Annotated in this window: 9 protein-coding genes; 2 read left to right on the top strand and 7 right to left on the bottom strand. The window is 64.3% G+C overall.

Annotation, left to right across the window (positions count from 1 at the left end):
* Positions 1-155 precede the first annotated feature (155 nt).
* The 5 genes from AB0K60_RS30575 to AB0K60_RS30555 form a co-directional block, all read right to left on the bottom strand.
* Entirely contained in the window at positions 156-2,930 is a 2,775-nt protein-coding gene (locus AB0K60_RS30575; protein ID WP_364062864.1) for an RNaseH domain-containing protein, read from the bottom strand.
* Entirely contained in the window at positions 2,927-6,169 is a 3,243-nt protein-coding gene (locus AB0K60_RS30570) for a hypothetical protein (protein WP_364062861.1), read from the bottom strand. Before AB0K60_RS30570 ends, AB0K60_RS30575 begins: the two co-directional genes overlap by 4 nt.
* Positions 6,160-7,302 carry a hypothetical protein gene (locus AB0K60_RS30565; RefSeq protein ID WP_364062858.1) on the bottom strand — a complete coding sequence of 381 codons (1,143 nt, stop codon included), beginning with the start codon at positions 7,300-7,302 and terminating at the stop codon, positions 6,160-6,162. Before AB0K60_RS30565 ends, AB0K60_RS30570 begins: the two co-directional genes overlap by 10 nt.
* An 892-nt stretch (positions 7,303-8,194) precedes the next feature.
* Entirely contained in the window at positions 8,195-11,713 is a 3,519-nt protein-coding gene (locus tag AB0K60_RS30560; protein ID WP_364062855.1) for a ThiF family adenylyltransferase, read from the bottom strand.
* Positions 11,706-13,031, bottom strand: a complete 1,326-nt coding sequence (locus AB0K60_RS30555) for a hypothetical protein (RefSeq protein ID WP_364062852.1) — start codon at positions 13,029-13,031, stop codon at positions 11,706-11,708. The genes AB0K60_RS30560 and AB0K60_RS30555 overlap by 8 nt, the downstream gene beginning before the upstream one ends.
* A gap of 169 nt (positions 13,032-13,200) precedes the next feature.
* Between AB0K60_RS30555 and AB0K60_RS30550 the strand changes: the two genes are divergently transcribed.
* Positions 13,201-13,557: a helix-turn-helix transcriptional regulator gene (locus tag AB0K60_RS30550; protein ID WP_364062849.1), complete on the top strand. Its 357-nt coding sequence runs from the start codon at positions 13,201-13,203 to the stop codon at positions 13,555-13,557.
* Between the two features lie 29 nt (positions 13,558-13,586).
* Entirely contained in the window at positions 13,587-14,144 is a 558-nt protein-coding gene (locus tag AB0K60_RS30545) for an ImmA/IrrE family metallo-endopeptidase (protein ID WP_364062846.1), read from the top strand.
* Between the two features lie 333 nt (positions 14,145-14,477).
* Here the strand turns inward: AB0K60_RS30545 and AB0K60_RS30540 are convergent, their stop codons facing one another.
* Together AB0K60_RS30540 and AB0K60_RS30535 are read right to left on the bottom strand one after the other, a co-directional pair.
* Positions 14,478-16,427, bottom strand: coding sequence for a recombinase family protein (locus AB0K60_RS30540; RefSeq protein ID WP_364062843.1), 1,950 nt, complete (start codon positions 16,425-16,427; stop codon positions 14,478-14,480).
* Positions 16,428-17,018: 591 nt separating this feature from the next.
* A complete protein-coding gene (locus AB0K60_RS30535) occupies positions 17,019-17,465 on the bottom strand; it encodes a transposase (protein ID WP_364062983.1) in 447 nt (148 codons plus the stop codon).
* Positions 17,466-17,608 lie beyond the last annotated feature (143 nt).

The following is a 17,608-nucleotide window of genomic DNA, read 5'->3' as shown; positions in this document are numbered from 1 at the left end:
GGGACTGTCGGTGGCGTGGCTGGCGAAGTGGTCACCCAGCTCGCCCTCATGGCAGTCTGGGCATGCTGAGCCCGCATAGAGTTCGAGAACACGATCACCGTGGTATGAGAGATCCACAAATCCGACTCCACGGAACCCGGGGCAGACCAGGGCCTTCAGGCGTCGTTGAGTTCGTCGAGTTCGATCTCCTCATCGGGATCGATGGTGCGTCGGTAGTCGGGGTGGTCCTTGTCCATCTGGGCTGCCAGGTGGAGGGGTGCCGGGTATTGGGTGCGGCCGTCCCAGGCAATGGCGTGGTCGCATAGTCGGGCGGCGGCGACGGCGTAACGAATCGGGTCGTCGTCTGCGCCGACGACGACGATTTCGGTGGCCGTGTGGGCGTACCAGGTGTGCTGGCCAGCTTCATTGTCGGCGGTCCACCGGGTTCTGTCCTCGCCTGCCCGGCTGTGTCTCCGGCTGCCGGTGAACTGGCGGGGAATGTTCGACAGGATCCACGTGTTGCGGGCTCCGTCGAGCTGGTGCAGGCCCTCAGTGGTCTTGATGATGTGGGGTTTCTTCTCCTGAATCCCGTTCTTCGTCTTTTCGTTCTTGAAGCTGTGAAGTTCGACCGGTCGTGGTACGCCGCGTGAGCCGGAGGTGACGCGGACAATGGCTCGGGGACGATGTCCGGTGGAGGGGGTGAAGCCGGGAAGGGCTGGGCGGTCTTTGACGCGTCCTGCCGAGTCGGGCTGCAGGTCAAGGTTCTTGTTGGCCAACAGGGGCCATAGGGAGCGGGAACTGTCGCCGGAGACCAGTAGGACGTAGCCGTTGGCGGTGGCAAGGTGCTCTTCGAGTTGCCCGAGCGCGGTGTCGATGCTGTCGACGAGGGAGAGGTCCTTGCGCTTGCCTTCGGGTAGCGGGTGCGAGCGGAATGCTGTGTTGGCGGTGAAGTAGTCTTGCCATCCGGTCGTTCCACCGCGCGGGTGTCGCTTGGCCTGGTATGCCATAGTGCGCCAGTGTCCCCCGTCGGGGATGAGCGCCACCAGTGACCAGCTCAGTCGGGGCGACCCGGAACTCCACCGTGCTCCGCGCTGCTCGCGAATGTGCAGGCCAACGAACGCGATGGGTTCCTTGAACCCGTAGCGGCCGTAGGCGAGTGCCTGACCGAGACGGGGATGGATCAGACCGGCGGCGCGCAGCATGTCGGCGACGGCGTTGTGACCCGCATGGTCTTTCTTCAGGCAGAGGCCGAGCTTGCTGAGTGGATCGTTCTCCTCGACGCCGTTCTCGGTGATCGGGGTCGCCTCGCCGGTGTCTGCACTCTTCGCGGTATCGCTGGCCAACATGGCCGCGGGCTCGGGGCCCGGTTTGGGCTTGGTGGTGATGAACTGCGCAAGGACGTTGTGCTGGGCGAGCAGCCGGTTGACGGGATGCTTGGCGTCGGTCAAATCCGGGTCGGCCACCGTGCTGCCGGGCTTGCGGGACTGCTTGCGTTGGGCGGCCCACGCGCGCGCGTCGAACTCGGTCTCGCACAGAGCCATGACCCGTGTGCCGTCTGGCGCGTCCAGGTGGCGAATGCCAGCGAGAAGGGCGGCTCGGCCGGAGTGGTCGCCGTGGGCCAGCAGTCTGGCGGCGTGGTGGAAGAGGATTTCGACATGGTCCCCGATCGCTACAGCTTGATCCTCCGGCATACCGGTGTCAGCCAGGTCTGGCCGGTTGAAGTGGTAGGCCAGCAGCCGCTGCAGTCGAGCGCGGGTGTGTTGGTGGCTGTAGAGGACGAGGATGCGAAGGCGTTGGCAGCCTGATGCGTTGATGATTTTGGGCAAGACGGCTTCGTCGAGCAGGTCGGTGTCCCGTCCCGCTGTTGTCTTCCGCCGCGTGTTTTTGGGGAATCGGTGGCCGGCGACGTTGCGGGCGATGATGTTGGGTACGCCCAGAACGTCAGACAGGTGCCTGCTGAGCTCACGGATGGTGTACATTCCGACGCCGCGGCCGATCGGGAAGCGGACGGAATTCGGCACTAGGGCGCGCAGCCTGCCGGGAACACCGGTCAGGTTGTGGTCTTCTGGTCGGATCAGGTGTTCGCCGCCGAGCCGGGCCCATACGGCGAGGGCGATGTCGCTGGTGCGTTCGATTCGTGTTGCTGGGCCTCGCCCTTCGAGGGTCAGAGCTAGCAGCGGATCTTGTGCCGAACGCTGGGCAAGCCAGGCGGTGCGCGAGGAGTTGAGCCAGCGGCTCAGCCTCGATACAGAGGGGTCGACGACTACGACCGGATCCCGCATCGAGGGCAGCGTCTTCATCATCAGTTGCACGCGCAGCGCAGCATAGGACGGGTTGTCCTCGTCGTTGTCCCAGTGACCGGTCCATAGAAGGTCGTTGTCCCAGACCAGCAGGTTGCCGTCGGTGTCGGCGCGGAAGGTGACGTCTTGGTCGTCGACCTTCCAGATGCTGGCGGACAGTTGCTGGGCAACTTCCCAGGTTGCTGCGTCGTACACCCAGTTGGCCGCGTCGGGCTGATCGCCGATGTGCTTGATCTCCTTGGCCAGTTGGACTTCGTCGGGCTCGATGTCGGCGAGCAGTTCGGCCAGCTCACTGTTGTAGGAAAAGCTGATTTCGTCGTCGGGAACCCTGAGCAGGGCCTGTTCCCACAGGACCATGGCGTCGTGAATGTCCCGGCTGTCGAGTCTCCGGCGGCTGATCATCTGCCGAGGTGGGTCGTTGCGACTGGTCGGGAAGAGGTTGACGCTGCTATGTCCGATGGCGCGCAGGGCGGTGGCCAGGCCGGAGTAGGGCAGGTTGCCTCGGGATCCGGTGATGTCGCGGTAACGGTCGAGCAGGTCGCTCCACACGTCGCGGGCCCGTTCGGGGAAGCGGTGGAGGTATACCACCCCGTGCAGTTCGCGGGTCAGGGGGTAGGCCAGGAGGTGCAGTTCGTCGTCGCCCGTGGTCATCGGTTGTCGTCCTCGCGGTTGTGGTCGATTCCGGCGAAGTCGAGCCAGGACGCCAGCGTGGAGCCATAGATGCGGCGTAGGGCTCGCTGATGTTCGGGAGTGAGGTTGTCGTAGTAGAAGCGCAGCAGCCCGGGCAGATCGCTGCCGAATTTCGGGTCGTGGAAGGCTCCATCGACCAGATACAACTCGACCGTAGTGCCGCCGCGGCGGGCGCGTCCGGCGAGTTGGATCAGGTCGACGAGCATCCCTGCGACGGCTTCGGCTTTCAGGACTCGGCTGAGCCGGCTGAACCGAGGGTCGCTGGTCAGAATGTGGAATAGCCGGGAAAACGCGGCCTGGCGCTGTTCGGCCAGCACGGCGGCAGGGTCGGGGCCGGGCATGCCAACATCGAGGGCATACGAGTTGACGCTGGCGAACATCTCCGCCGAGTCGGTGAGCTGCGTCGGTGGCCGCACACACACCCAGACCGATGCCAGGGCGGAACGCTGGTCTCCAGGGACCAGGATGTTGAGCCCTCGCGCAACCGGGCTCAACGGTGCGATGCACACCTTGACGTTGGGATATTCGCGTGGCATCGACTCGAGGTCGTCGACGGTCACGCGCACCACCCCGGGAGGCAGCGCCACCGAGGTGGGCCGCTGGTCCTTGGGCACGACGACGGCAACCCAGCTCGGATCGCTGACGTGAGAGGCGATCCCCGCGCCAAGCAGGGCGGCCTGTTTGTAGGAGTTGCCGACCAGCATGCACAGTTCCCGGTCGGGTTCGGTTTCAGCAAGCCTGCGTAGGTGCCGGTCCAGATGCTGATCCCACAGGGTCTTGCCGAGGTCGCGGATAGCGTCGGGCTTTTGGGATTCGGACCGGCCGCCGATGTGGATGGCCTGGAACTCCTCGTCCAGAGCCTTGCCCGCGCGGGTAGTGAACGCGCCTGGTGCGGCGTCGGTCATCGCGTAGGTGATCTCAGCCTTGATGTGCTCGCGGGCGGCGCCGGGAAAAAATGCCGTGGCTGACAAGCCTAGGACGATGCGTTGCACCCCCGCGGTGGCCAAGGCCACCGTGCCGCCCAACTGCGTTACGGTGGTGTGCGGATCGCCGGCGATGGCCTGCACGGACAGTTTGCCCTGTGGGTAGGGGTCGGTCACCTTGTCCACGCGGAACCCGAACAGCAAATACCCCAGGGGGCCGTAGGGGATGGTGGCGTGCTGGACGAAGGTGCCAAGCTTCTCGGCGAGCACGCGAGCAGCCGGAAGTTCGATGCCCGGTGAGCTGACCGCGAAGGTCAGCCGGGTCAGCGACTGGTGCAGCGCGCCGAGCCAGGTTCGTACCAGCAGGGCGTTGACCACGTCGCGGCGTACGTTCGCGTCCCGGACGCGTCGGGTCAAAGTGCGGTGCAGGCTGTGCTTGACCTCCCTGATCCGGTCCTGGCCGGTGTCGTTGCTCACAACCGAGCGCAGCAGGGTGGCGACCTTGCGCATCTTGCGGGGTGGAGTGCCACCGTTGACCTCGCGGGTATCCGGGAACAGGGCGTTGAACTGTTCGTAGATCTCCGGGGCAACTCCGTCGGCGACGTCATCGATCCCGAACAGGGCCTGCAGCAGCATGCGGTCGTTGGAGCCGGGGACGTGCCATCCGGAGCCGGGGCGATCAGGGTCGGTCTCCAACCACAGGTCCTGTTCCAGCACGTAGTTGAGGAACTGATCGGCCAGAAACCGGGTGCGTGACAGCGCAGGGAGGACTTCGCGGTCCTCAGCGGGTAGCAGCATCGTGCGTTGGGTATCGAGTTGGGCCAAGGGCAGCTCAGGCTGGCCGCCGCTCGCGGCCAGCGCGAGCTGCTTGGCCCCGGTGTCGAACATGTTGCTCTGCAGCAGGTCGATCTCGTCGATAATCAGCACCGGGCAGCGACGCATGAGAAATTCCAGCAGCGGCATGCGGCCGTGATCGATGCCGTCGATTCGCACGGGGACCGGCACTGTCCCGTGGGTTAGGTTGTGGTGGTTGGTGACGATGATGTCGGCTGCCGCGGCCTCGTGGAATCCCCGGTGCCGCCCGCAGGCGCCAAGGAAAGGACAGGCGTGCCGCTGGTTGGCCTCGGGCTTGCCCCGCCTACCCTTCGCGGTGGGGGTGGTCTCCTGTTCACCGGAGGCGGGTCGGACACGCAGGGAGGTGCAGGGCTCGTCGGGTGCGGTCGGCGGTGGGCCGTCGACTATGAGAGCAGGCAGGCTGCAGCCATAGCCGAGCCGGTCGAAGCGGTCCCACTCACCGCGCTCGGCCGCTTGGGTGGCCTTCTCATCCAGCCTGCGTGGGGACACCAAAGCCACGCACCGGGCGGGCACAGCCAGGGCAGCGAGGTCTTCTTCGATCCCCTGGGTCAGGTTTCGTGCGTTGTCCTCCTCATAGGCGATCTTCTCGGCGGTGGTGAGTGCCTCGTGGATGGTGCCCACCACGATGGCCACAGGGATGCCCTGGCGGGCCAGATGGATCGCCAGTAGCCGGGTCAATACGCTCTTGCCGACTCCTGTTGGGGCATTGAACAACCGGATTCCGCCCGCCCGCAAAAGCAACTCGGTCACGGGCAGGTCCTCGACGTCGCGCAGCTTGCTGAAGAGTTCCTCGATGAGGCTGCTTTGCCACGGTGAGGTGCCTGAAGCCTTCGTCAGTTCGTTCGCCAGCGCCTTGAGGTCGGTAAGGCCGACCTTGACGGTGTCCAGCTTCGCTGCCGTGTCCAACGCGACGGGAGCGACAGTGGCCCCGCGCACGGTGATCGGTAGTTCGACCGTCGATTCGCCCCGCCAGCCGAAGCTCCAACGGCCCGGACCGGCCACCGGCAACGGACGCCGACTCTGCAAGTACTTGGTCTCGGCCTCCTCAAGCAGGCGCTCGGCGAGATCCAGGGGATGCTGGCCGTGCCGGGCGATCACATGGGTGACCGCGTTGTCGGGAACTTCGTCGGGTACTTCGTAAGGGCTGTTCGGGTCGTGGCGCAGTGCCCGGGCCGCTTCGAGGAAGCGTCGGGGCGAGCCGAGTTCGTTGTGGCGTAGCCGCAGGAACTGCCCCACTAGGCGCTGGGTGTTCTCGGGCTGGTTGGGCCAATCCGACCACAGATCCAGCCTGCCCGAGGCGATCAGACCAGCCTGGTCCAAGGGCACGACCGTGCGGCCATCGGTGCCTGAGAATCCGAAGAATTCCTCGGAGAACGCACACGCGATCTGCGTGGCGAGTTGACGCAGACTCGTCACCGCCACGCCTCCGCCGCCTTGTCGATGTCGTTCTTGAGATCGGTTGCCGTCATCACCCGATAGCCCGCGCCGCGCAGCATGTCGGCCAGGAGCCCCCGGCTGGCGCGCTGGTGGTCGGGAATTACGATGATCAGTCCGGGCTCGGCCGGCTCAGTGTCACGTAGCGCCTCACCAAGCGCGACCGGAGAGGCCCACGCCTTAGCGTCCACCCTCCACACTTTCCGCCCCAACGTGATCCGCAGGTCGTAGCGGTCCTTATGAGGCCACATGTCCACCTCTGCGCCGACACCACGCGCATGATCACGGAGGTCGCGCTCCAAGATTCCCGGCAGGGTTACGTACCGCCAGATCACGCGCGAAACCGCACGCGCCTCCTGTGTGGCCGGCTGACCCTTGACCTCGCTCGCCCGTGGGCCGACAGGCTGCAGAATGGGAGCGCGGTCAGCGGTGCCGTCGGCGTGGCAGGTGTAGATGACCCCGCTGCGGGCGTGCGCCTCACAGCGAACCTCGACCACTGTGCCCCTGTCGACGACGCGCATCGGCCACCGACACATCGGACAGGCAAACCACCATCCGCGGATCTGGCACCACGTCCACTCCACGATCGGCTCGTAATGATCGATCCGGCCCCATAACCCATCCCAGGTGCGGCGCAACTTGCGAAGATCGCCTGAAGGCATTTCCACGAGCAACTCCCGTGCCCGGGTGTACTCCTTCGAGGGCAGTCGCCGTAGCACCTCGTAGATGCGGCGCTCCTCCTGTTCCGTGGCAACCTTGGCCCACGGCCAGTGCTCCTCCAACGCTGCTGACGGAACCAGGTGTTCCAGACATAGGTCACGGGCCTCGTCGCTGAACTGCCCTTCCTCATCGAGCAGGACCAAGTCACCGACACCGGCGAGATCAAAATCGTCGGGCAGCAACTCCCGTAGCGGGCGACGCAGGCCACAACGGAACTGCGCCATCGTCGGAGCCCGGCCGACCGGGTAAGCCGAGGTCAATACCCCCAGGCAGCTCATCAGTGCGCTTCCTTTCCTGCGAGCTGCGAGATCCGGATCCCCCAGGGCAGCGGCTGCCAGGCAGCATGCGGTGATTGCCTGATCGCGGAGACGCTGATCAACACCGATCACGGTCGAAGACATGCAGGGCATCCTAGAGACCCTCTCCGACAATTTCTGTCCAACTGAACATCCGGACACTAGTCATTTTCCGGACCTGTCCGGACAAATACTACTTCTAGCGCCCGAAACCAAGATCAGGGCCATGACAACGAATGCGAATATCACTCGCCTTTCGATGTCTCGGCTTTCGCCAGCTACCCCGGCGGCAACGGGTTGGTGGTAGCTGTTCGTAGACTGCGAGGCCAGTTGACTCGAGCGAGGAGAGCCGGGGCGTGTTACCACGCGACCGGTACTGGCACATCGTCAAGCAGGCCGTCCGGGACGGCAAACTCGGCCCAGCGCCAGGGTCGCCATAGCACACCCTAATCTCCGCCGTGATCGATCCGACGCGCACACCCCATCGTCGTGTAAACCTTCTGCTGGAGAGGCGAGGACCATGTTCGGCGCTTTCTACGCGGACTCCGATCACTCAAATCAACAAGGCTTCGTACCGATCCAGTTCGAGCTATCAGATGCGCAGAGACCAGAATGACTGACCGAAGGGCCGCGTCCTGCTATCCGGAGAGCATCGATTGCCGCGCGCTCGACATGGCCGCGTTCCCTGCGCTCGCCCTCACCATGTAGTCGCAGCGGTATTGAAAGGATGGTTTCCGTTGGCTTCGCCGCTTTGCAGCAATCGGCGATTTGCATGGAATGGTCGATCTAACCGTCGGTCAACCGAAGGAGGATAGGTCCACAAAGATCACAATTTTCGGCTACCGTACTACGCCGCGCCGAACATTGCAGAGTACGATGTGATCTAACACTAGATCGCCGCCCCGGTAAATGGAGAAAGCCGCGTTACGGAAGGCCTCCTGCCGCGCAGCTCGCCTGTCGACACCCGATCGCCTCAACGTTTGAGGGATCACTGTCATCACTGCCGCACTGCATTCGCTCCCAGCTGAGGGCAGTAGTGTTCGATAAGGATACGCGTGAGCTGTTCTCCGCGGGTTGCGATCAGATGCAGGTTTTCTGCTGTCATGCGAGCAAAATTCGTCGGGTATTCGACGACTGCCTCCCGGGGGACGAGGTCAGCTAACGGAAACGGGAGACGGCCGTCTCGGGTAGCCAAGTACGGGTGAATAAAGCCACGAATGGCACCTGATTCGGCAGCCTGATTGAGCCGCGCCCTCGACCCATCCTGCGCTCTGCTATAGGCGATCTCGAAGCTTCGCTTGAGGCGACCAAGCATAAAATTCGGCGCTGTGCGGACTGGTCGACCCTGCCCTGCGTCCACTGCAATGATGTAATCGAGATCGTAGACGTGGCTGGTGTGTGCGGCCGAACGCCCCGGAAGTAACGGAGTGAGTCCAAGATTGTCATAGACGCCTCCGTCGGTCATCAACAGCGTCCTACGCTCCCGAACCCCGTCATGCTTAATGAATTCGTATGTGCGGTTCAGCTGCGGAAGCAGGGCCGGAAATGCGGCCGACGCGGCAACCGCATCGGCCACCGTGACCGAGTCTGCTATATCACCAATCGAGGATAGTGAGCTCACTTCACTACCGAATCTAACAGCATTGCCCGTCGCGAGATCGGTGGCCGAGATAACGGTCGTGAGTCCGGGATGAGTGACTTCGTCGAGTTGACGCTGCCCGAACGGCCGGGCGGCGATAGCCCGAACCAGGGCCTCGGTGCGCGTGCTCAACCGTTGCCCGCCAAACGGCTTCCCAGCAACAGCCCTGACGAGGCTGACGCTGTTGGCTAGGACGGCGCGCGGCGCGAACGCACGCCGGACGAGTTCCAATTGAAGACCAGCCGCGACCAACTCGGTCACGCTGGTTTCGAAGGCGGCGAAGCTCTCCGGGCCATACGCCCACATCGCGGCCAGAAGGCTGCCGCCGCTGATACCGGAGACGACCGTGACATCGCGCAGGATGCCTCGGTCATGAAGAGCACGAAGAGCGCCAAGGCCGAATACAGTCGCACGGAATCCACCGCTCATACCGCCACTAGTGGGCTCGTCACTGGGCAGAACCAAGCGTGCGAACGCCGCCGGTAGTGGCCCCTCGCCCGAAACCCACCGGTCCCACTCAGCACTGGGGCCTCCCACGATGACCATGAGAGCACGCTGTCGGCGACCGTCGGGCGCCAGGATGGACGCCATCCCTTCTTCGTCAGTCGGACTTGGCGCCGCTCGTCCTCCGGGATGCGTATGCCAATAGCCAACGAATCCGGTCATTGCTCGCGAACTCGCCTGGTGGACTTCGATGATTTCTTGCACTCCCACCTGGCCGTGCTGAAAGTAGCTCTCGGAAAGAAAACTGTCGGGCGGCGGACCGGTAACCCGATCGACATAGATTACGCCGGCGGCCTCGTCGACCGCTCCCAGTAGCATGCCGCCGGTCTCAATCCGTGGTCCCCTCACACGTGCTCCGCGACGCACCTCTGTCCGCATATCAATAACGGCAGCCGGACTTAGCCTGACTTCGTAATCGAAGGTGTCATCTACCACGACCGTGTCCGGACCCCAAGCTACTCGAGATATGCCAGAGCCAGTCACCGCACCGCCGATCCGGACCGCCGACGCGTATACAGTCACTCCCGTATTGGAATAGGAAGCACTGTTACTCCCTAGCATGCCCAGGGCCTCGTTCAGCATGAGCGCTGCCAGCGCCGTGGTCTGCGCAGAGCCCCCGATGAACGTCGGCGCCGAGCAGCCTGGTTCGGGGAAGAACATATCCGTCCGCGGCTTCTCCGGGAAGAAATCGTTGGCAATATCCGCCCACTCCCGCGGGTTCGCAAACGCATGCAGAGCCACTTGTCGCAAGGCACTGGCACCGGCACCGGTCGACTCCGGCGTGCTGACTGTCACCAGACCACGGGTCGCGTCGTGGCCAATGATCATCGTGACCACGGTCGGCCACGGCCCCTCGTCCACCCGCCGCTTGTTCTCGATGGCCGAGCGGATACCCGCATCCGCGGTCGCGTCAATGACTAAGTCGAACGAATTGATGCCATGGTTCGGCTGTAAGAAGACGTCCAGCGCGTCTCCGTGTCGGCCCTCGACTTGGAATCCTGCCCGGACCCTGCTGAGCCGCTCAGCCAGGACCGTAGCCTTTGGCCGGCCGATTTCCGCATCGTTGTAGGGCTGGCGAACCAGGATTCCGGGTGTGACAAGTCCGCTGTCGACGATGGAGAGTGCCGCCACACCAGCTCGCGCACAATGTTCGGCGACCGGAGCGCCTAGCGCGCCGCATCCGAGAACTAGGATACGCTTCCCAGCCAACCACGTCAACGGTGTGCCCTTATCGCGGCGTCGTGTGACTTCCGGCCGGTTTTCCAGAATGCGCATCCACAGCACGTCTGCTTCCTGCAGCCATTCTCGGGTGAGCTCACCTACCTTCTTGAGTACCTCTTCCTTCTCCGGCTTTCGCCGAAAGTCGGCATACGCGCTGGCCAGGATTCGTCCGGTTTCCTCGATCCGCCACCCCGCCAGATGGGTCAGCCGCACATCGTCGATTCGCCGGGAGGGAGTTCCGATCAAGAGACCCGTGAGCGGCGGGGGCCTGTCACTCGCGTCGACCTCGCCTCGTGCTCGGACAGCGTCCAGATCGCTGGTCTGGCTGGTTCTCAGATACCTGTTGACGATCACCGCATTGGCGAGTTCTACAAGAACGTCATCAAGCGAGAAGCCAGCCGCCTCCAGCGCCATGACCAGATCCCAGGCCTTCTCCGGGTACTCGAATCCAAGTTCATTGCTGATAAGCAGCGCGGGCATCACTACCAGCGGGCGGCCGCCGGCGAACGGATCGAACCCGTCTTCCAGCACTCGGTTGTATGTGGTGAGCCAGTCACTCCACTCCAGGACGTCAAGGCGCTCGCCATCAACCGTGCACCAGGCGACCATTGACGTGGCCCGCGGCGGGCTCGGCTCACCGGAATTGATTCGCCTCCCCGGTGACCATGGAGCGCGGTCACCGATATCAGCGTGCACGACCAGTGTGCCCATACCGGCAGTTGGGTAGGCGACCGGCGGATGCAACGGCTGTCCGTGCGGGTCAAGGGTGCCCTCCGCGGCGCGCACAACCCAGGTAGAGAGCCTCTCGATGAAGCCGTTTAACCCGTCAGAAGGCACCCACTCCACCGAGGGTGCAGCGTACAGGCATAGCTGGTTGCCCCACTGCACGTGCGCTGTGCCCGCCCATCGGCGATGGACGACCTGAACAAGCGGAGGTCGGTAAGGGTATTTAGTTCCAACGAGGATGCGGAACCGCTCCCGGTCGCGGACTCGAATGGCAGCACCCCTGGCTGAGATGCCACTCGTGTCCAGGGAGATCGTGAACCAGCGGCCTCGTTCAACGTCCTGAATGTCCAAGATCTCGACCGAGCCACCGCTGACGGCGGCGAGTTCCCTCAACTGCCGCTCAGCAAGGTCAAGGCCGTCAGTCACTGCCGAACCCGACAGTGGTCGCCGGGGCGTTCTTCGTCCCGCGACTCGCGGCGACCGCGTCCCGGACACGCTCCGGGCCGGACTGCACATCAGTGCCAGCGGAACCTCCGCCAACCTTCTCAGCCGCGAGTCGGCCAGCGCTCGACGCCGCGGCAGCTACCGCCACAAGGCTGCGGTGTCGCTTCGCCACGGCCTCCATAACAGCGGCCTTGGCCGACAGCTCAGCTGCGTCATCGCTTACTATGCGCCCGCCTGCGGAGTCGACAGCGAACACAATCGACGATGGGTCGTCCTCGCTGGGCCACTCCATTGTGCACAGGAAGTTGCCCGAGTCGACGATCTCACGGTAGCGATCGGCCGCCTTACGGTGTGGCGGGTTGTTTCCGTCCACGTCCTTTGACGGGATGGGGCAACTGCTGGACACGATGACCGCGCCCTCACGCGCGTGGCGCTCGAACGCGTCGAGCACGTCGTTTTTCAGCACGTCCCTCCCGTCCTCTCGGACGTACATCACCTTCTTGGAGCAGTGGTGCGGTGCCAGCAGAAGGTCCCACTCAAGATAGTTCTCCCGCTGCTTAGCCTCGCTGTAGTTGAAGATCTTCATGATGGTGTCGTGCGCGAGGTCGCCAAACAGGAGCATCTTGCCGTTTCGGCCACCATCTTCGGTCAGCGTGATCTGCATCGACAGCGACGTATCGTTGCGGGCCTCGGCACAGTCGTCCTTGAACGGCGCATGGATGAACGCCTCGAAACGGCCCCGCAAATCCTCGCCATCGAGCTTGGTGATGCTGTCGCCCGGTGTCGCGAGAAACCGGTCGGGAAGCTCGGAGTAGGCGTGCTCATCATGATCGGTGTCATAGCCGACGACAAGGATACGGTCGCCACTGTCCGGATCTTTGCCCTTAGCCACAGCCTTCTTCGTCGCCTCAACCCGGCGGATTGACTCCTCCTGGAACGCCTTCGCGTCCTTACACAGTTCCGGCGCATCCGGGTCGTCGAACTCCCTCCACAGGCGCGGTGTCGCCCACAATTCCCCGATCGTCACCCGGTCCAGCAGCTCTTTGAATCCGCTGCAGTGGTCCTTGTCTGCGTGTGTCAGCACGAAAACCGCCAGATACGGCTTGCCATCCGTCCCCCTGGGCAACGCATCCGCCAGCAGGTCCACGATTGGCACCTCATGGGTGTCGTCGTCATCGGCTTTAGCCAGGTCATGCAGGTCGACCTGCATCATGATCTCGTCCGACACGACGATCGTGGTGCTGTCTCCGGTGCCCACCGGCCAGAAGACGGCACCCAGGTTCGGCAGCTCGCTGCTCAAGTGATCATCTCCGCTCTCCATCGAGGTTACATGACTGTAGCGATATACCAACGCTGTTCGAGCTCTCAAACACTAGCCTAGCAGGTATGTTTGAGAAGTCGAACAGTGATAGAAAGGTCCTCATACGCACACAAGGGAGCACGACGTCATGCCAAGGACCCGGGTCGACGTGCCCAAGCTGTACGCCACCCTGGACGCCGCTCGTCGCGAGCGCGGCTTGTCCTGGCGGCAGCTGGCGCGGGAGGTGGGCGTGAGCCCTTCGACGATGACCAGACTCGCGAACGACTATCGCCCAGACGTTGACGCCTTCGCCGCCCTGGTTCGCTGGCTAGGTCTTCCTGCCGAGGACTTCATGATCGACGAAGACGACGGTGAAGTCCGAGCGGAACCGGAGCTTATGGTCCAGCTCGCCCCGCTTCTGCGAGCCCGCAAGGACCTGCGCGAGGAAGATGTACGCTACCTGGAAGAGGTCATCAGCGCCGCCCTGCGGCGTTTCTCGGCAGAGCGTGACTTGCGGGCCAGGTGATAGTGGCAGAGCGTTGGACTCAAAAGGTCATGGAGGCACTCGCTCTCGAAGTACGCGATGAGTTGACGCTCTCGATTGACGACCCGTTCGATCCCTATGTTTTGTGCGACAAGTACGGTGTGCCGACATATAGGCTCGACGACCTGAGTGACTACGAATGCTCGCCAGAGGCTGTCGAATACTTCCTGTCCAAGCGGCCAAACGTGTGGTCGGCCGCCCTGGTACCCCACGGGACGGCAAAATTCATTGTGGAGAACACCGCCCATGAGGTGGTTCGTCGCAGGTCCAACGTCACACACGAGCTGAGCCACCTTCTCCTTGAACACGAATTTGATCGGATTCTGTGGACCGACGACGGATGCCGGAAAATGAATCCACAGATCGAGAAGGAAGCGGCCTACCTCGCAGGGGAGCTCCTCATTCCGAAGAAGGCCGCGATTCGTGCTGCCTTCAGGGAGCGAAGCAACCAGGAGGTCGCCTCCATGTATAACGTAAGCGAGAAATTCGCGCAGTGGCGCATGGATGCCTCGGGGGCTCGGAGGATCGCCCAAAGATCCCGGGCTCGCGACTTGGCCCCAAGGCGATAAGAAATCTCTCATCTGGTCGGCGCCAGCAGGGGGCCATCACCTTGACCGCCTCGGTGTCACCTTTTCGTTGGCGGTCCCATAGGTTTCGATCATTGCTCCCGCACGTGCCTGCCCGCCTCTTTATTCGACCGCCTGCAGTAGGTGACAGTGCGGAGGTCACCTACCACTGACCCGCTATACCGACCGAAGCCCTCTGTCCGCCGTCCGCGGCACCCGGGATTTCCAGACGGACGGCAAGGTAAAAGTTCTGCGGAGGTTCCGTTCTGCGTCTAATGGAGGCCAGTGAACAAGGGATGAGCATAGGACTGGGACAAAGCCATCCCCAATTCGGAATTATGCCCTATCCACAATCCGGAAGTGGTCGTTGATCACGAGCACGTGGTGGGAGAATCGCAGGTCACGTTGTTGCCCATCTGTGCAGTACCCCGCCGGGGGCACTGCACAGAAGGGCAACTGCGCCAAGGCCGCTGTCATCTCTTCTTTTCCGCCGTTAAGCGTTTGCTGGGCTGCCTGCTGGACCGCGTGAAGTGATTCCCTGGCGATGGTGATCGTGCAGGTGGCGATGTTGGTGTCCTTGTCATAGACCACTCGAAGCCGGAACGCCTCAAACAACCGCCGCAAGATCTCCTCCGGCAGCATGGTCAGATCGGGCGCGCCGGTCGGCAGGGCATCAAGGAGCTCAGGGCTTTGCCGTACCGGTTCGGCCCGCCGCAGCCTGTCCAACTCGGCGGTCTTCTCCTCCTGGTCGGCAGCCAGCTTGCCAGCGCGGAGTTGGATGTCACGGACCAGCTCAGCGGTGAGGTCGTCGGTGAGTTCCAGGCTGCGTACCAGCCGGGCCCGGCGCGTTTGGATGTCGGTGATGCTCGCGCTCAGCGCGGCGATGCGTGCCTGACGGTCGGTCTCGGCCTGTGCCTGCACGGTCGCTGCCGCGGCGGACAAGTAGGCGGTGCGGGCGGGGTTGAAGACACGCTGGGCGAAAAAGTCACTGATGCCCGCCAGCAGCGCATCCTCCCGGACGTAGACGGCGGGCGGATGCCCGGCGGGACGATGGCTCTTGGCGGGGGTGCAGGTGTAGTACGTGTAGGGGGTTCTGGTCTTGCCGAACATCCGCCGACCGCAGGCGGCGCAGATGATGTAGGAGCGCAGCGGGTAGGAGCGGTGGGTGGCCGGATGGGCGGTGTTGGCCCCGGCACTGCTGCGGGAGCGTTCCCGGCTGGGCGCGACCTGCTGCGCGGCCAGGAAGATCTCCTTGCCGACCAGGGGTTCGTGGGTGGGCCGGCTGGACCACACCCACGCCTGGGGCGGGTTGTGCTTGCCGGAGGCGGTCTTGGTCGCGCGGCGGTTCCACACCATGTAGCCGGTGTACTTGGGGTTGATCAGGATCTCCCGCACCGCGCTGGCCGACCAGCGGCCGAGCGCGCGGGCGGGGTCGACCGGCTCGGGCGGCGGGTAGCGATCGGGGTCGGCGTTGAGCCGTTCAGCGATCTTGACATAGGCCAGCCGTTCGACGACCCGCCAGGAGAAGATCTGGGTGACCACCGGCCCGCGGACCGGGTCGGGGACCAGGCGGTGCTTGGTGGCCCCTTCGGCGCGTTTGGCGGGCACCGGGTGAGGAATCTTGTGAGCGCTGTAGCCGTAGGGCGGCTTGCCGATGTTGAAGCCCTGCTCAGTGTGGGTCTCAAACCCCGCCCAGGACTTCTCCAGTAACTCCAGCACGTACCATTCGGCCACACCCTGCTTGACGCGGCGGGTGAGGATCTGAGTGGAGCGTTTGCCACCGTCCAAGACGATCGGCTCATCGGCGGCGAACAGCACCACGCCAAGTTGTTCCAGCTGGTTTTCGATCTGGGTGCCGATGTAGGTGCGCCGCGCGATCCGGTCGATCGACTCGCAGATCACCGCGTCGAACCGGCGGTCGGGGCGGGCGGCCTCGGCCAGCAGGTCGGCGACGCCGCCATCGCGCGGCACCGGGATCGAAAAGCGTTCATGCCCACGGCCGTGTCCCCGTGCGGCCAGGTCCTTTCGGCCGCTTTCCACGTCGTAGAAGTGAGCCACGATGATCGCCTGGTCGGGGAGCGCGGCACGGCTGGCCTGAAGCTGCCTAGGGATCGACAGAGTGGGATCTTGCTTGTCCTCGGTCGAGGTACGACCCAAGAAGGCGCACAGCAGCGGACCGCGTGGCAGAGCGGTGCCGCCAGGACGGCGGACGGTCAGCCGGGTGGCGGCGCCTCGTGTCCCGGTGGTGATGGCATCGATCGGGAACGGGGCTGGGCCTGCCACCATGTCAGCACCTCCATGATCGCCTGCGCCTGCCGGCGATGCAGTTGCTCGCCCAACTCGCCGTCGACTACCACCAGCTCGACGACCACGCGGGGAGGACCGGTGACCGACCCGCCCAGCCCGGGGTGGTCGACCGGGTCCGCCGCCGGGGAAGCGGCGGCGGACCGCCCCGGGCCACCGCCAGGGCCGCCACCGATACGCGGCGAGGGATGCGCCCGGCGCGTTTTCCCGGCAGTGGCCCGGGACGCATCCGATGAACGCTCTACTTCTCCCGCGTCGTCAAGTCGCCGTCGGTTCGTCATGAGGCCACCTGCCGGTCGGGGTGGGATACCAGGCCCGCACAACCATCGGTTGCGCATCGATCATCTATACGGTCGACACCGTCGAGTTGCGCCTCGGCGGGGCCGGGGCGCCCGACCGGGCCGCCGGCATTGGGGTAAGGCACCTGATCCTCGGGTCGTCTCTGTGTTCGGTATGGCGATAGGCGAAGGCCAGACACCAGGTGGGCTCCTTGGTCGTGGCATGGGCGGATGCACGATGCCACGACCAGCTGTGAGTGGGCGTTTTATCCCGGGGTTTCTGTCTGATCCCGGGTCAGGTGCCGCGCCAGGTTGGTGTGGATTCGCCGGTGAGGCGGCGGCTCATGAGGTCGATCATCGCGATGTGAATCATTGCTCGGGAGCTGGCCGGCCGGGTCTCGTAGTCGCGGACCAGGCGGCGATGGAGCATGAGCCAGCCCAGGGTCCGCTCGGCGACCCAGCGGCGAGGTAGCGGGCTGAAGCCTCTGGTGGCGGGGTCGCGGCGGACGATGTGCATGTCGATGCCGAGGGCGGCGGCGTGCTCAACGAGGTGCCGGCGGTAGCCGCCGTCCACCCATGCCTTGCGGACGGTGGGGTGGGCGGTGGCGATCTGGTCGATGAGCGTGGTGCCGGCGACCGAGTCCTGCACGGAGGCGGCGGTGACCAGTACCGCCAGCAGTAGTCCGAGGGTGTCGACGACGATGCTGCGCTTGCGGCCGACGATCTTTTTGGCGGCGTCGATGCCCTGGTCGGCGGCGGGGACGTTGTGGAGGTCTTGACGCTCTGGGCGTCCAGCACACAGGCTGATGGCTCGGGCTGGCGGCCCTCCTGCGCGCGTGCCAGGCGGTGCAGCAGGCCCGACAGGCGGGTGAAGATGCCCGCGTC

The sequence above is a fragment of the Thermopolyspora sp. NPDC052614 genome, assembly GCF_040678635.1.
Lineage (GTDB): Bacteria > Actinomycetota > Actinomycetes > Streptosporangiales > Streptosporangiaceae > Thermopolyspora.
The sequence above is the reverse complement of the archived record's forward strand: the minus strand, read 5'-3'. Positions and strand labels throughout refer to the sequence as shown.

What these genes read in the sequence shown, in the direction of transcription:
- AB0K60_RS30575 (WP_364062864.1), bottom strand. Translation starts at nt 2,930, where the DNA reads ATGACCACGGGCGACGACGAACTGCACCTCCTGGCCTACCCCCTGACC.
- AB0K60_RS30565 (WP_364062858.1), bottom strand. Translation starts at nt 7,302, where the DNA reads ATGTCTTCGACCGTGATCGGTGTTGATCAGCGTCTCCGCGATCAGGCA.
- AB0K60_RS30545 (WP_364062846.1), top strand. Translation starts at nt 13,587, where the DNA reads ATGGAGGCACTCGCTCTCGAAGTACGCGATGAGTTGACGCTCTCGATT.
- AB0K60_RS30540 (WP_364062843.1), bottom strand. Translation starts at nt 16,427, where the DNA reads ATGGTGGCAGGCCCAGCCCCGTTCCCGATCGATGCCATCACCACCGGG.